Genomic DNA, 15,549 nt, shown 5'->3' on the forward strand with positions numbered 1-15,549 from the left:
GGCCCTGACTTAGAACCCAGACACTATGCAGTTTTCAAGGTTCAATTGCGCGGATGTCCTTAAGAATAGCATCGATCGCCCCCCAAGCACAACCCCCCAGGACTCCCCAAAACCCCGAACTCCCCGTACAACAAGCGTTTCAGAAACTGCGCGGATCGCCCCAAGCACTTCATCCTCTCAAACCCAGTCCCTGTCAGCTTTACCGCCCATTTTTCCCGCCAACGCTTTCAAACACCTACCCCACCGCGCAAACCGTAACAAAACTCAACAGAAAAACACCGTCGTATCCATCGGTGGGGGACAGCCAATGCGTTCGACGGTACCTTGATTCTTCCCTCGCAAAAAATAAAACAGGACGTTGTCCGTCTCTGGTCGAATCAACTTCTGCAACCGTCGCCGCAAACGGGCGTACTGCGTATCCGTCAAATCGCACTCGAACACACTGTACTGCATCCACTCCCCATAAGACTTCAAGACTTTATGAATCTTAGTCCGGCGCTTGTCTTCGGATACGTCGTAACAAACCACCACGTGCATCATGGCTCGAGACTCCCGACAAGAACAGTTCTATCTAGGGCGAGGAAATCCCCGCCCTTATTGCATTAACGCAATACCAACGGTGGATATTTCTCAGTTTCTCCCATCAAAAACTTCGCTAACAACCGCCCTTGTATCTCAAACGCCTCTTGATAAGTACACTTACGTCCCATCACTGGATGTTTGAACTTCGATTGTTTCTTCTCTTCATAGGCCCGCAAGAAGACTTTCAAGCCGTCCGAAGTTAGCGACACCGCCCCACTCAACGGTTCGGTCTCGAAATCCCCAGGGGTTAACAGGCGTTTGTTCGTCACCGCCAACACCACCGCATCCACGACTAAGGGGCGAAACTCTTCCATGACGTCCAGCGCCAGGGACGGACGACCGTAGCGTTCGGTATGAAGATAGCCGAGATAGGGGTCGAATCCAACGATGTTCAGGGCGCTTTGGATGTCGTGACGCAAGAGGGCGTAACCCAGACTCAGTAAGGAATTGATGGGGTCTAGGGGCGGACGACGGTTGCGATGGGTGAAGCTGAATCCTTGGGCGCGGACGAGTTGACCGAAACAGCCGAAATAGGTGGCGCTTCCGGCGCCTTCGTAGCCTCGCAATCGATCGATCTCTTGGGTTCGGGTTAAGGCGGCGATCGATCGGTTTAACTGGTCGATCGATTCTGTTAGCGTCAGTTCTGAATTTTCCCGTTGTTTGCGTTGCAGTAAACTGCGGTAATTCTTCAACTTCCCGCGCACGAACCCCCGCACGGCGTCAATGGCTTTGGGGGTTTCTTCTGCTGCGTTCCACTGGGCCCGGCGGACGAAGATGTTCCGCGTCACTTCCGGTTCTAATCGTCCGCGATAGCGTCCGTAACGGGTGAGGAAACTCAGGGGGATGTTACGATCGAGCAATTCTTCGACTACTGCAGGCGAGACGGTCGCCCGCCCTAATACTACGACACCGTTAATTTTAATTAACGGTACGTCCAATAGGCGATCGCGCTGATATTTCACGCTCAACCGCTCGTCTACTTTCCCCAAAAACGCATCTTCTTGGGTAATATAAACTGTTCCCATTTTGGGTTCTCCTTATATATATAATGTGAGGACTTCAGGGAGAGACCAGGGAGATAAGGAGAGGAGGAGAGATTGCGAACTTTCCTCCTCTGGCGACCTTCTCTTCACGCTATCTCTTGATATCGCTCGACTTTCGACGCGGCTTGAGGCAAACAGCCCCCGTACAAACTGCACCCGCGACAGCGTTTGTCGTATAGGGCTGGGGGCATTTTTCCGGTTTGCAACATCCGACGAACGGACTCGATGGTGGCGATGGTTTCTCGACGCAATTTGTCATCGAGGACGATGTCCTGTCGTTGGTGAGATTGCAAGGAATAAATGTAACCTGTGGGAATCGAACGGCCGGTTAATTCTTCTAAACATAACGCCTGGCCGCAGACTTGTAAGGCGTCGTTTTCCCAGGGATTTTTCCGCCCTCGTTTGTATTCGATGGGGTAGATTTCTCCGGCTTTGGATTCGACGAGATCGGCTTTTCCGACTAAGCCGTATTTTTGCGATTTGAGCCAGATCGATCGAACTTGCCACGTTCCATCGCGAAAACCTTCGCCAAGAGTATGGACTCGATCGTGTAGCGTACTTCCTTCAACGGTGTAAGCGTTTTCAACAAACTCTCCCGCGCAAAACATTCGCCAACACCGATGAGGACAGTAAGTGAAATGGTTCAGCGAGGCGATCGACACTTCTGTTAAGGTTTCCGTCATGGTTCGTTCTCCTATTTTTTAGGGATTATCGATCGATTTTTCGTGCCATGCCCATCCCCATTGTGGTTTTGCGTCCGATGCCTGAATATAAGGCGTAGTCTGCTAAGGTATTCAAGGTTTGAATTGTGGCGGGAGAGACATCGCCTAAAATGCGGTAGTCGATACTTCCGACGGCTCCAATAAATTTTCCAGATTTCCCTTTTTTACGAAAGTCAAATTCGGCGATTTCTGTGTTAAGCTTAAAGAAGCATGGAAAAACGAATTCTGTCGAAAATTCGGGCAGTTCGATGTGGCTATATTTCTTCCAAGAATTCAACAAGCTTTTAAAGACAGATTCCGGAGAGGGAAGAGCGGTATCATATTTTTGCTGTCGAAAGGCTACGGGTGTCGAAAACTGAAATGATATTCGACGGTTGCTGTCAGAAGCATTTTCGTACAGTTCTGCATAAGAGGCGGCGTTCGCCCAAGGTTGCGTTGATTGTGGCGTTCCTAAAATGCTGGTGATATGTAAATCGGCTGCGCCTAAATGCCAGGGTTTTCCGGCGTTTAAGTTCAACCACAGATGGCTGAGTTTTCCGAAAAGGCTATCGTCGAGGAGGGAAACGCGCCACCAACAAGGGGTTTCGGGTTGGATGGGATAGCGATGTTGAAATTGCAAAATCGGGGGAACAGAGGCGCGTTGGTGGCGGCGAGGATGGCGCACTACTTGCAACGGTGAAAGGGTGAAGGCTTTTTCGGTTTTGGTTTCGTGGAGGTGAGTCGCCAGTTGCGAGTCTACGGCGTTGACGGCGGTGAGAAATAGGGCGTGAAGATGTCTTCCGGTGGCGTATTCGGGATAGATGGAGTTTTCGGGAAGGAAGTTGAAAACGAGACTGTGAGGCATGGTTTAAACGCACCAAAATTCTTCGTTGTCGGGACATTTTAAGGCAAATCCTGCGGTTGCGATCGCTAAAATTCCTGAAAGACTCGGAAAGAAAGTATATTTTTCTTCTCGCCCAAAATTGTCGCAGACTGTGATGGGATAACAGTCTAATCCTTGTTTTTTGAGTTTAAAAATTGCCCAGCGATTATTTAGATGTTCTTTAATGATGACACCGGGTAAGAGGGGTGGGGTGAGTTCGGCAATGATTGCAGTCGATCTCATGTTTTCACCAATACCTCGCTGGATTTGACAGTTTTCAAAGGCATAGAGTTTCGACAGTTGAGTGTTGGCAAATTCATCGAGATCGATATTGAGATTGGTAAGATTCAGAGAAAAACTCAGGTTATAAGGCTGTTTGGCGCGTTCGGTGACGAGAATGCGATCGACGTCGGAAACAAACTCGTAAAATCGCAATAGATGCAGAGGATCGAGATTCGTTTCGCCACAATTGTCGAGAAGAAATCCATGTGGATCTTCAATTTTGACGTTTTCAAATAAGCTGTCTCGAAAGCGAAATAAGGGAGCGTAGCTGATTTGTAAAATCCTGGCATAGTGTTTGAGTTTTTCGGTGTAATATCGCTGGCTTAAAATCTCTTGTTCTAGTTGTTCGATCGCAACTCGTCCAGATTTCACATCTTCCCAGTCTTCAGAACAATAAGCCTTGAGAAAACTCTTGACGCAATTTTGACCGCCTTTGATATACTTCCAATCTTTTGGGATTTTCTCAATTTTGGTTTTGGCAATGTTTTCTGCTCCTTGTAAAATCTTCATCCGTTGCCGATATGATTTCCAAGGTCGGTTTCCGCCGAGTACACTTTGCAAGGTTTGATAAAGTTGAGAAATGAGGTGTTCTCCTGGGGTATTGACGAGACTGGTTTCGAGTTCTAGTAACGGACGAGCGATTTCTAAAAAGGCTTCGGAACGCCAGTAAATATTGAGAAAGGGTCGCTGCATACAGTCCAAGCTTTCCAGGGTTTTTCGGAGTGCTTCTCGTCCGCTAGAACCTTCGATATTTTGCAGTCCTTGTTCCCATGCTTCTTGGGGTAAATAGACGATAGCCTCTGAAGAAATGTTGGTTTTAATTTTTCCTAAAACCCGTCCTACTCGTCCGATTCGCTGCCAAAATGAGAATTGATCGCGCGAGGAGAAAATTAACCAGTCGAGATTTTGTCGATCGCGTTCGATTTCACGCTCGAAGTTGAATCCGACATCAACGGTACTGGTGGCGAGAATGACTTGTTTTTGAGCCGCTTTGGGACGGTCTTGTTTGGGGGTATCTCCGGTAATGCGTCCGCAATAATTTTCGTATCCTCGATCGCGCAATTCTGTTGAAATTGCATTGAGGGTATCTTTGGAGTCCAAAATCACTGCGCCGTTGTCGTCGGGTCGATTTTGAATGCGATCGCAAACTTCTCCGACGATTTCTTGAATAATCTCCTCTTTTTCGGGATACGATCGAACTTCGAGATTGACTGCGGTTTGTGAGGGAATGAGATGTCCGGTTTTCCCGCTTCCATCAATTCGATCGACCCGAACGCCGTCTGTTTCTAGGGTTTTTAAGGCTTCTTCACAAGCGGGTTCTGGAGTGGCTGTGAGCAAGACGACTTTACGGTTATTTTGGAAATAGCCAAAAACGTGAGAAACGGCTAAATAAAATAACAAACTCACCAATTGTTTGGCATCGTACAGATGAAATTCATCGAAAATAACGGTGGCGAAACTTTTGTAAAAAACGCTGGCAATGTTAGATCGATCGAGTCGATTGTATTGAAAAAAAGCAGCGTAGTAAAAAATATCGGGGTTCGTTACCAGTAAAACAGGACGACCGCCGCCACATTCGGGAAATAGCGTTGAAGGATCTTGCAGAACGTTGTAGATTTTTTCACCCGCACGCCGTCCGACGCGATCGTTCGGCCAAGATTTAATTTCTTTGGCTGAAGCGGCTTTAACAACGTGGGGTAAACCTGCTGCTTTGACAAATTTTTCGGCGGCGATCGATTGTTGTTCGACGAGGGCATTCGTGGGAGCAACGTAAACCACATTTCGCGTCGGATTTTCCAAAATCACACTGAATCCGGCTTTCGTTTTTCCCGTTCCAGTTGCAGAGAGGTCGAGAATTAAATCGTGGTCTTTGGCTGCGTTATAAACATCCACTTGATGCTGTAAAGCTTTGCCTCCAAAGGCTTTTTTGAGAGCGTCGGGTAAATCGGTTTCAGTACAAGCGGCAATTTGGGCGGGTTCGAGGGTAATGTGGAGATTATTCACGGGAGTTTCCTCCTAAAAATTCTAGATTTGCAGGAATTAGGAAGTTTCCAATTTGCCATGCTTCACCGTGAAATTGAAGGTTTTTCAACAGTGATGCTGGCGGAATGGCAATTAAATCGAACGCGAACGGTTCGAGGTCGGGTGGCAAATCTGCTGAGTTGAGATAGGTGTTGCAACGATAGGTATCGGCGGGTAATTGTCGAACGGGTAACGCTTCCCCCACGTCAACGCGCACTTTACTCGTAAATTTGCCCACGCGGATATATTCAGGAAGTTCGCCTTCACCAAAAACGAGGGTTTGAAAGCGATTTCCGCGATCGATAATTCGCAATCGTCCAGTTTGGGGAAAGTTACTCGGACGGTAAGTGTTGGGTTTTTTCCCGGTTCGTTTGAGCGGTAAATCTTCCCTGGCGGTGGCGACGCGATTGTTCGTCATGGCGTACCAGTAGGCATCGGAGAGGGCGTTAAACCGCTCAAAACGATAGGAGGGACTGTTTTCAACTGGCCAGGCGGGGAGAATGTAATGTTGTCCCGAAAGCGGCGTGAGGTCTTCTCGATACCGAGGTCGTCCGGTGTCTTTCCCGGTCAGGCGATAGGGCGCCCTCGCCCAACCGAGGGCGTAGGCGAGGGCGTAGTTTCCGATCGCTCCTTCGGTATAGTAGGTGTCGGAGAGTTCTCGGGAGGCGAAAAACACCGGTTCGGCACACCACAATTCGACGAGGCGGGCGGTGGTAAAGGTGGGGGAATCGCTTAGGTTGAGTTCTGATTGTGGCATGAGGTGTTCCTCTTATTTGTTTTTGCGCCCTTTCTTGGTCGATTGTTGTTTGATTTGGCGATAGGGTTGATAGGATTCGTCCAATCGTTTGAGAAAGGTTTCTTGTTCGTCGAGCGACCAATGTCGATCGATATCCTCGATGAGTGCCTCGAGTTCTTCGGATGACAGTTGCATGGAAATCCCCCGTTTGTTCGTCCAATTGTTGATGACAGATTGGGTTGCTTCGAGGAGAGCGTTTGTGTTTAAGGGATGTTCGAGGGCGGTGTTATTTTGGAGAAGGCGATCGTAAACGCCTTGCACGAGTTCGAGGGAACTGGGCAGTTCGGAAATGCCGCCAAATACGCCGAGAATTTGGTTTTCCATGCGTCCGACGCGGCTGGAAACGGCGCCGTAACGAGTGGTGAGAAGTAGGTTGCCCAAGGCGTAGCGCAATTCGTCGGCGGTGACGTCTTTTAAGGTGAGAATATCGAGAAAGTGAACGCCGGGTTTGATGTATTCGCTGGTGTTGAGAGCGGTGGAGGCGTTGCCTTTTTCATCCCGCATGGTTCCGGTTTCAAATACGGCGTTGATAGTGCGATCGCCAATGAGTTCAGTTGAGGGCAATACGCTAAAGGCATCTTCTGTCCAAACGCGACTTTTTTGCGCTCCTTCTCCACCCGCTGCAAATCCGTAAAGGAAACAATCGACGCACATTTCACAGGGTGCGTTGGTGTTGAGGGAGCAAGGTGAATCGCTTTTTGGGGCGGTATAGAGCAACTCGTGATTTCGTAAAAATTCTCGTCCACGCCGCCGTTCGGGGGCGACTTGTTTGCGTTTGGTCATGACTAAACGCAGAATTGATTCAGCATTTTTTTGCCCCGCTCGAACTGACTCGCGACACATGGGTTCGCCCGTTCCTTCGGTTCGGAAAATGGTTTCTGATTGGGTCGTCCGAAGTACGACAACACCAATAGTTCGACCTTTGGGAAAGTTTTCGTAGTTGGGGGCGAGGAAGGATTGCAGTTGTTCGATCGACATTTTCAATTTCTCCTGTATCTGTCGGTTGTCAGTTAAATGAATTCGCGAAATTTAAAGACTATTTCGCTTCAGGTTGAACCTCGGAAGATTCCTCGTTTTTTGCTTTAAGCTCTTGACGAGCTTCCTGCAAGAAAAAGAGATAGGCGGCTTCGAGGGTTTTGCTGTCGGTCAGCAGACGTTCGGGACGAGAGTTATACACTTCTTCAAACAGCTTTTTTAAAACCTCGTAAAACTGTTTAACCTGTTCGTATTTTGTCGCGCCTACCCCATGCTCTCGAATGCGATCGAGCCGGGTGTGATATTGCTGAACCAGTGCAGCAAAGACGGTATCCCAGTCCATGTGTGATTTTTTCGATCGCACTGCTTTAATAAACTCGGAAAACGGTTCGGACTGGGCAGTTCGACGAAACGAACTGCCGCGAAGTTTTCCGGTTTCGGCAATTTTTGCCGCTTGTTTGAGATAATCCGAAATCCGGGTATGTTCGTCTGACATAAGATTCTCCAGTAATTGATGTAATGGCTCTCGAATGCGTCGCCAAACGGCTTCTAAATTCGGGTCGTCCTGCTCTCGCAAAACCCAACGCAGTAGAACGTAATACAGATTGAGGGGGCGAGTAGTAGCACGGGCTAAATCATAAAGACAGTCATCTTTTTTCTGAAGACTAGCAACAGAAATCGCTAGTTTTCCCACGCAACGCAACCGCTCTAAAACATCCTCGGCTGTGAGTGTTTTTTGACGCTCTTTTTCGGCAAGATGACCGTCTCGAAGATATTGACCGCTTCCCAGCAATGGCTGTAAGGAAGAGGGAATTCCTTCGACTTGTCCGAAATCGTTCCAAGTGGGTTTGATTTCTAAGTTGGAACTGAGAATAAAGGGAAATCCCATCTCGAACGATAAACTGAGTTCTAATGCCAGTCGTAAAGACTTGAGTAGAGCCACTGAATTGTTGACATCTCCCCAAAGAACGGGAATTGTAACGGTGGAATTGACGAAATCCGGACGTTTGGGAAAGGCAAAGCCGACCACTTTATTAGCTTTAAAGATCGTCTCGTTTTTGCGATACAGTTCCAGTTCGTCAACTGTTACCGTTCCGTCTTCGTTGATTTGAGCGGTATGTCTCAAGAATTCTCGCCAAATTCGCCGCAGTTCGATATTAGAACCCGAAGGCAGAGCGAAATGTAAGTAAACGGGTTCTTGTTTGACGCTTTTAGGGAAATTTGCACCCACTGCCATTAACTGATAAGCTAAGGCTGAAAGGGTATCGCCTCGCCGTTTGGGTTCTGCACTCATCCCGCCCGGAAGACGATTGGAAAATGCCTGAACTTTGGTTTCGGGCGGCATTTTGCTCGAAATCAGTTCTTCAATCTGAGTGGATGTGGTTCCTAGCGAACATCGCTTGCGAGGATTGGCTTCGATATAGGCGGTTAACTCTTGAATTCCTGGCAAGGGTTTGGTTGTGGGAAAATTGAGCAGTTGTCGAACGGCGTCGATGAGTTCTTGTGAGGCTTCTACTTCGTCAGTTGTACGAAGTTGGAAGGACTCTTTTAACGCTTTGTAGATGGTGGGCAATCCTCCTGAAACGGCTTTGGCTGCGAACAAACCCCGTCCGTATTGGGCGTTAAAGGGTTCGAGAGCGGTTCGCTGTTCGGGGGAAATGCCAACTTGTTCGGCGATGCGATTCCAAGCTTCTTTAGGGTTGATTTCTGCTTCTCGGTAGCTGAGATAGACGGATTTTAAGCCTTCGGAGATGGCAAATTCTTCGGCATTGGAAACGGGTTGCAATCCGAGTTGTGCGGCGGCGGTTACGGCTTCTTCTCCGGCGTCGGTGCTGTATTTTTCGATGGTTTCCCGCACTTTTTCGGCTTTGTAACTACTGAATTTTTTGACGAGAAGTTCGTCAACGGCATCGAGAGCCGCGTCGGGGTTTTGTTGGACGGCTTGTGCGTCGATTTTAATGCCGTCTTTGCTGGGTTTGACTAGCTGTTTGACGTTGGAACCGAAGGTGCGATCGATCTGTTTTTGCCAGTGACGAGCGATGTCAGGGGCGATGTCTTCTTCGGGAAAGGTTTCGCCGAGAAAAATTTGACCGTTGGGTTCGATCGCCAACGTCGTTAAACCGCGATCGCACAAGACTTTTTCGCAAGCGGACAACAACAGCGAGGTAAAGTAACCGCGATCTTCGGCTAAACTGACGCGAAACAAACGACAGGGACGTTGAAGGGCAATGGTGAGTTTATTTTCAACTTTGCGAATTCGTAAGTTGTCGTCAATTCCTAAGTCGAATAAGTCCGCTGCCACCACCATCGCCGACCAGCGATCGATTTCGGGATTTTCGGGTAAAAATCGCATTCCATCGCTAACGTTGTGGTCGGAGTGACGTTCGATAAGGCGACGAACCCGTTCGAGATCTGCGTCGTTTTTTACCAAGTCGGCGACACAGGCGCGATCGAGTTGTTCTCGGAGAAAGGTGCGATCACGTGCCAAGGTTTTGACGTTGCGTCCCTTTTCATCAAATTTGTTCAAATCGTGAACAGCAGTTGCCGCGAGAATTTGCGATCGCTTGTCCTCGGGAACTCCGGCAATTTTGCTGACGGTGAGGACGAACTGACAGGCGGAGTCGAGATGTTCGGCAAGACTGCGACCTCGGCGAGTGCCGTGTTGGGCGTGTTTGCCGTGGTTTTTGTAAAGTTCGGGACGAATTTCGCTGAAATATCGTTCGTCGAGGGATTTAGGTTGACCTGGAAGCAGGTCGGCCAGGCGAGCCATTGGTGATTCTCCCCAGTGAAAAACACTGCGATTTGCAGTTAGGCGCTTTATTTGTAATTACACTAAAACTATAATTGCATTCATGACCCAGAATGTCAATAGTACAATTACACTTTTGGTAATGGCACGTAAAAAAGAGACAATCACACTGTCAATCCCCCCAGGGACGAAGGCGCGACTGGAGGCGATCGCCCGTCGTCTGGGCATCATGTGGGGCAAATCCCCCAGTATCTCCGGCTTAATCGTCGCGATCGCCGAAGAAGAGTACGAACTCGGCCAAAATTTTGTACTTACACCTCGGCAATTAGCGGTATTGCAACAGGCCACAGATCTCCTCATCGACACGGGATTTGTGGATAAAGCGCAAACCCTGTTGCAACTCATGCTCGATCGCGGCGACCTAGACCCCTATTTCCGTCAGGAACTCATGCGAACCATCGGTCAAACCGGGCAACCCTGGCGCGTTGTGGTGGAAGAACATCGGAAAAACCGCCAACCGTTCCGGGTTCTCTATCGCAACAGCCAAGGAGAAGAATATACGTACACTGTCCGTTACGCGCAGTTCGACTTTCACGAAAAACGCTACTACCTGCATGTTTGGTGCGACGAAACGGAAGACGTGCAAAACAGCCAGTTTCCAGAACTCCGTCACAATCGCTGTCTGCGGCTCGATCAGGTTCAGTTGATCGTCCCCACAGACGCATCCTGGCGAGAGGAAGGCTTGGATACGATCGAAGTACAATTACACTTCTATGGAGGATTAGTCAAAGCCTACGAACCCAAAAAAGATATCGATATCGAAGATCGAGAGGTGAATGGCGTGCGCCAGGTGGTGCGTCGCGTCGCCAATCCCTTCTGGTTAGCCAGAGACATTCGACGCTATGGCGAAGATTGCGAAGTTATCGCTCCCGATAGCCTGCGTCAACTGATGATGCAAGAATATCGAAAAATGCTCGATCGCTATTCTTCTTGAATTTGTTCAGTCGAGGTCTCGACAATTGCGTTTGGGCACAGTTAACCCAGAACCACCACGGTCAACAGCCCCATCTCACAAGAGTTTTGCCATAGGAGGGTCTTTGTTAAGCTCAAAAAGGCATATTGAAGGGGAAATTGGAGATGCCATCGATCGCAAAACCAAGAAGGTTCGCCAGAACCTTCCTCAGACTGTTCGCCGTTCTCTGTAGCCTGGTCTTAACCGCCTGTCAGCTCGGAACGACTGCCCCCAGTGGCGTCGTCGAACTGACCCTGTGGCATGGCATCAACCCCCCACCCAACCGGGATGTCTTCAACGAACTCGTCGAAATCTTCAACGCCGAACATCCCGACATAGAAGTAAAACCCCTCTACGTCGGACAACCAGACCAACAGCTTCCCAAAATCCTCACCGCCGTCGTCGGTGGCGTTCCGCCAAATCTCCTCTGGTTCGTCCCCTCCATTACCGGACAGCTCGTCGAGTTGGGGGCGTTGCGTCCCCTAGACGACTGGTTCGAGACCTCCCCCGCCAAAGACCAACTCGACCCCGCACTCCTCGACGGAATGACCTTAGACGGTCGTATTTGGTCGATTCCCATGGCCACCAACAACGCAGGACTGTTTTATCGTCCCAGCTTACTAGAAGCGGCGGGAATTACCGAACTCCCCGAAACCTGGGACGACTTGCGACAGGCGGCCAAACAACTCACCCAAGACCTCGACGGCGACGGAACGATCGATCGATACGGCTTGTTGCTTCCCTTGGGAAAAGGGGAGTGGACGGTGTTTATATGGTTGCCCTTTCTGTACGGAACCGGGGGTGACATTATCCAAGACGATCGCCCGGATTTCGTCAACCCCGAAGCGATCGCAGCGTTGCAGTTTTGGGCGAATTTAGTCAACGACGGCTCGGTGGTTCTGTCGCAACCCGAGCGGGGGTACGAACTCGACGACTTTCTCAGCGGTCGCGTCGCCATGCAGTTAACCGGACCCTGGACGCTCAGACAGTTAGAACGAACTGGCCTCGATTACGCAGCCATGTCGATTCCTGCCAACACTCAACGGGCCGCTGTCGTTGGCGGCGAACACCTCTTCGTCAACCGAACCACCCCCAAAGAAGAAGAGGCGGCGTTGGCGTTTCTCGAATTCGTCCTCAGCGATCGCTTTCAAATTCAGTGGGCTTTGGGAACCGGCTATCTTCCCGCCACCCTAGAGGCCCGAAACAGCGACGAATATCGCCAGTACGTCGCCGAACATCCCCTGCTCGAGGTGTTTCTCGACCAAATGGCCTCAGCGCGATCGCGCCCCATCGTACCCAACTATACTCGCCTCTCCAACAGTTTAGGGCGGGCGATCGAGCAAACCCTTCTCGGACGCGATCCCGCCACAGCCCTAAAAACAGCACAGGAGCGTATCGAATACCTCTGGCCGCCGGAAGAGTCCGAGACAACCCCCCGCGAACCGTAACGATTCAGAGAATCAACTTTGCCTTTCTTTAACAATCGATCGTAAGAATTCACAAATTATTAACATTCAAACATCGATCGACCCCGAAAAAATTCGGTAAGGTTAAACATAGGTGCGTTTGTCTACTGTGTCATCGTGGCTGCAAAAAAATTAATCGTTTAGCGAGTCGATCTGGCTAAAAAATCTCAAACCTTGAGAAATAGTTTACCAAGCGGCATCGCTCCCGAAAACTGCTCGTTTCACCGTTCGTGCCATCGCCACAACCCAGGTGAAACTGGGTGGGACGGGTTGCCAGCTTCCCCAAAAACTCCTCCCGGTGACGATCGCTCCTGACTCAACGCAATCGTCGGAATCCCTCCATCCTACTCATTTGATTTGCGATAAGGACAATCATCCATGTCTTATTACATTGACGCCGTTCTCAAGAGTGACGAAAAAATCGAACTCCGCCAATTCATCAAAGAACTCAAAGCCAAAGACCAGCGTTACCTACTGCGTAACGACATCGAACGCGCTTTTAGCGAGTACTGCGAAGACCACGAAAAATCCGAAGCCTTCCAGCACGTTTCCAATCTCGGAAAGCTGATTTTCTATACCCAAGAAATCATCATCGAAGAAGAAAGCGTCTGTGCGATCGTGCGTCCGAAAATCGCCTATCAAGAAGCCTTTCGGATTCACGAAGACTTCACCTACGAAGAAATGACGGTGCAAGATCTCCTCGATACCCGCGATCGCTTCGTCGATCGTTACAAACCCCAAGAAGGAGACGTATTCGAGATCGACTTCGAGCCGTTCTACGACTATTCCCCCACCATTCGCGACCCGAAAAACGTCGGAAAAGGCGTCCAGTTTCTCAATCGCTACCTCTCGAGCAAACTGTTCCAAGCCCCGCGACAGTGGAAAGAAACCCTGTTTCAATTTCTCAGCCTCCATTCCTACAACGGCTTGAAACTGCTCATTAACCCCCGCATCAAAGACTGGGAACAACTGAGCGATCGCGTCAAACAAGCCATCGGTTTCGTCAGCCAACGGCCCGAAGACGACGCTTACGAAAACTTCCGCTTCGACCTCCAAGACATGGGATTCGAGCCGGGGTGGGGAAACACCGCCAACCGCGTCCGCGAAACCCTCGAAATCCTCGACGAACTCATCGACTCCCCCGACGACAGCGTTCTCGAAGCCTTCCTGTCGCGGATTCCCATGATTTTCCGCATCGTCTTGGTCTCCGTTCACGGCTGGTTCGGTCAAGAAGGGGTCTTAGGTCGTCCCGACACCGGGGGTCAAGTGGTGTACGTCCTCGACCAAGCTCGCAGCCTCGAAAAACAACTGCAAGCGGAACTCCAACAAGCCGGATTAGACGTACTCGGGGTTCATCCGAAAGTCATTGTCTTGAGCCGATTGATTCCCAACGCCGACGGAACCCGCTGCAACGAACGGCTCGAAAAAATCTGGGGAACCGACGACGCCTGGATTTTGCGAGTACCCTTCCGCAAGTTCAACCCCAACGTAACGGACAACTGGATTTCTCGCTTTGAAATCTGGCCGTACCTAGAAACCTACGCCATCGACGCCGAAAAAGAACTGTTGGTGGAATTCAAAGGAAAACCCGATCTCATCGTCGGGAACTACTCCGACGGAAACCTCGTAGCCTTTTTACTCTCCCGTCGCTTGAACGTGACTCAGTTCAACGTGGCTCACGCCCTCGAAAAATCCAAATATCTGTTCAGTAACTTGTACTGGCAGGATTTGGAAAATCAGTATCATTTCTCGCTGCAATTCATCACCGATTTAATTGCGATGAACGCAGCCAACTGCATCATCAGCAGCACCTATCAAGAAATCGTGGGACGCCCCGACAGCGTGGGACAGTACGAGTCGTACCACTGCTTTACCATGCCGGACTTGTACCACGTGGTTACAGGAATCGAACTGTTCAGTCCCAAATTTAACGTAGTCCCGCCGGGGGTCAACGAAAACGTCTATTTCCCCTATACCCGCCAAGAACAACGGGTTCCCGACGACGCCGAACGCTTAGAAGAGTTGTTGTTTACCCTGGAAGATTCGTCCCAGGTGTACGGGAAATTAGACGATCCCAGCAAGCGACCGCTGTTTTCGATGGCTCGGCTCGATCGCATCAAGAATTTGACCGGACTGGCGGAGTGTTTCGGACGCAGCAAGGAACTGCAAAAACACTGCAACTTGATTTTGGTGGCCGGGAAACTGCGGGAAGACGAATCCAACGACCCGGAAGAAATTAGCGAAATGCGGAAGCTCTACGAGATTATCGATCGATACGAGCTACATGGGAAATTCCGCTGGTTGGGGGTGCGCCTCCCCAAAACCGATTCCGGAGCCGTGTACCGCGTCATCGCCGACCGTCGCGGCGTCTTCGTACAACCGGCGTTGTTCGAGGCGTTCGGCTTGACGATTCTCGAAGCCATGATTTCGGGAATTCCCACCTTCGGCACCCAGTTCGGCGGACCGCTGGAAATCATTCAAGACCGAGTCAACGGCTTTTACATCAACCCGACGAACCTAGAAGAAACCGCCCAAAAACTCATCGATTTCGTCACCAAATGCGACCACAACCCCGATTACTGGTTGGAGATTTCTCGCAAAGGGATCGATCGCGTCTACAGTAGCTATACCTGGAAGATTCACACGACGCGGCTGTTGTCGATGGCGAAAACCTTTGGATTCTGGAACTACTCCTCCAAGGAAAATCGCGAAGACATGATGCGGTATATCGAAGCCTTGTTCTACCTCGTCTATAAACCTCGGGCGCAAGCGATGTTAGAAGAGCATATGCAGCGTTAAGCCTCTCAAAACCCCGTTCACACCCCCAGTATCGCCAAGATACTGGGGGTATTTTGGGGATATTGGGCAGTCTCAACGCCAGCGATTGGGCGAACCGCACACCAAACGTACCACAGACATCATCGTTCCCGGTCCTTCGCTACGATTGTCTCGAGCGGCTATGGCGTCGCCCCACTGACCGTTGTTGACACTCCCCGGTCTGAAGACACGGGGATTCTCATTTCTAGCCCACAGCAGGA

At 50.1% G+C, this 15,549-nt stretch carries 11 protein-coding genes; 3 read left to right on the top strand and 8 right to left on the bottom strand.

What is annotated here, in order from left to right; all coding sequences use genetic code 11:
* Positions 1-264: 264 nt before the first annotated feature.
* From cas2 to ACP5D4_RS17665, 8 genes are all read right to left on the bottom strand, one after another.
* Positions 265-540 carry a CRISPR-associated endonuclease Cas2 gene (gene cas2 / locus ACP5D4_RS17630; protein WP_428012927.1) on the bottom strand — a complete coding sequence of 92 codons (276 nt, stop codon included), beginning with the start codon at positions 538-540 and terminating at the stop codon, positions 265-267.
* Between the two features lie 62 nt (positions 541-602).
* Entirely contained in the window at positions 603-1,607 is a 1,005-nt protein-coding gene (gene cas1d / locus ACP5D4_RS17635; protein WP_428012928.1) for a type I-D CRISPR-associated endonuclease Cas1d, read from the bottom strand.
* 104 nt (positions 1,608-1,711) lie between these two features.
* Complete coding sequence (cas4, locus tag ACP5D4_RS17640) at positions 1,712-2,308, bottom strand: CRISPR-associated protein Cas4 (RefSeq protein ID WP_428012929.1); 597 nt, start codon at positions 2,306-2,308, stop codon at positions 1,712-1,714.
* A 25-nt stretch (positions 2,309-2,333) separates the two neighbouring features.
* Positions 2,334-3,191, bottom strand: a complete 858-nt coding sequence (gene cas6 / locus ACP5D4_RS17645) for a CRISPR-associated endoribonuclease Cas6 (RefSeq protein WP_428012930.1) — start codon at positions 3,189-3,191, stop codon at positions 2,334-2,336.
* 3 nt (positions 3,192-3,194) lie between these two features.
* A complete protein-coding gene (gene cas3 / locus ACP5D4_RS17650; RefSeq protein ID WP_428012931.1) occupies positions 3,195-5,495 on the bottom strand; it encodes a type I-D CRISPR-associated helicase Cas3' in 2,301 nt (766 codons plus the stop codon).
* A complete protein-coding gene (gene cas5d / locus ACP5D4_RS17655) occupies positions 5,488-6,270 on the bottom strand; it encodes a type I-D CRISPR-associated protein Cas5/Csc1 (protein ID WP_428012932.1) in 783 nt (260 codons plus the stop codon). The genes cas3 and cas5d overlap by 8 nt, the downstream gene beginning before the upstream one ends.
* Before the next feature lie 12 nt (positions 6,271-6,282).
* Complete coding sequence (gene cas7d / locus ACP5D4_RS17660; protein WP_428012933.1) at positions 6,283-7,287, bottom strand: type I-D CRISPR-associated protein Cas7/Csc2; 1,005 nt, start codon at positions 7,285-7,287, stop codon at positions 6,283-6,285.
* A 58-nt stretch (positions 7,288-7,345) separates the two neighbouring features.
* Positions 7,346-10,054, bottom strand: coding sequence for a CRISPR-associated protein Csc3 (locus tag ACP5D4_RS17665; protein WP_428012934.1), 2,709 nt, complete (start codon positions 10,052-10,054; stop codon positions 7,346-7,348).
* Positions 10,055-10,175: 121 nt separating this feature from the next.
* Here ACP5D4_RS17665 and ACP5D4_RS17670 point away from each other — a divergent pair, with 121 nt between their 5' ends.
* The 3 genes from ACP5D4_RS17670 to ACP5D4_RS17680 all read left to right on the top strand — a co-directional run bounded on the left by ACP5D4_RS17670 (position 10,176) and on the right by ACP5D4_RS17680 (position 15,310).
* Positions 10,176-11,027: a helix-turn-helix transcriptional regulator gene (locus ACP5D4_RS17670; protein ID WP_428012935.1), complete on the top strand. Its 852-nt coding sequence runs from the start codon at positions 10,176-10,178 to the stop codon at positions 11,025-11,027.
* Between the two features lie 143 nt (positions 11,028-11,170).
* Positions 11,171-12,493 (top strand): ABC transporter substrate-binding protein, encoded by a 1,323-nt coding sequence (locus ACP5D4_RS17675; protein WP_428012936.1) that lies wholly within the window; start codon positions 11,171-11,173, stop codon positions 12,491-12,493.
* 396 nt (positions 12,494-12,889) lie between these two features.
* Entirely contained in the window at positions 12,890-15,310 is a 2,421-nt protein-coding gene (locus tag ACP5D4_RS17680; protein ID WP_428012937.1) for a sucrose synthase, read from the top strand.
* The last annotated feature ends 239 nt before the right edge of the window (positions 15,311-15,549 follow it).

The organism is Baaleninema sp., from assembly GCF_049974805.1.
GTDB lineage: Bacteria > Cyanobacteriota > Cyanobacteriia > Cyanobacteriales > Geitlerinemataceae > Baaleninema.

Excerpts from the sequence above, each read along its gene's own strand:
- ACP5D4_RS17665 (WP_428012934.1), bottom strand. The coding sequence starts at position 10,054 with ATGGCTCGCCTGGCCGACCTGCTTCCAGGTCAACCTAAATCCCTCGAC.
- cas6 (WP_428012930.1), bottom strand. The coding sequence starts at position 3,191 with ATGCCTCACAGTCTCGTTTTCAACTTCCTTCCCGAAAACTCCATCTAT.
- ACP5D4_RS17675 (WP_428012936.1), top strand. The coding sequence starts at position 11,171 with ATGCCATCGATCGCAAAACCAAGAAGGTTCGCCAGAACCTTCCTCAGA.
- cas7d (WP_428012933.1), bottom strand. The coding sequence starts at position 7,287 with ATGTCGATCGAACAACTGCAATCCTTCCTCGCCCCCAACTACGAAAAC.
- cas4 (WP_428012929.1), bottom strand. The coding sequence starts at position 2,308 with ATGACGGAAACCTTAACAGAAGTGTCGATCGCCTCGCTGAACCATTTC.
- cas2 (WP_428012927.1), bottom strand. The coding sequence starts at position 540 with ATGATGCACGTGGTGGTTTGTTACGACGTATCCGAAGACAAGCGCCGG.
- ACP5D4_RS17680 (WP_428012937.1), top strand. The coding sequence starts at position 12,890 with ATGTCTTATTACATTGACGCCGTTCTCAAGAGTGACGAAAAAATCGAA.
- ACP5D4_RS17670 (WP_428012935.1), top strand. The coding sequence starts at position 10,176 with ATGGCACGTAAAAAAGAGACAATCACACTGTCAATCCCCCCAGGGACG.
- cas5d (WP_428012932.1), bottom strand. The coding sequence starts at position 6,270 with ATGCCACAATCAGAACTCAACCTAAGCGATTCCCCCACCTTTACCACC.
- cas1d (WP_428012928.1), bottom strand. The coding sequence starts at position 1,607 with ATGGGAACAGTTTATATTACCCAAGAAGATGCGTTTTTGGGGAAAGTA.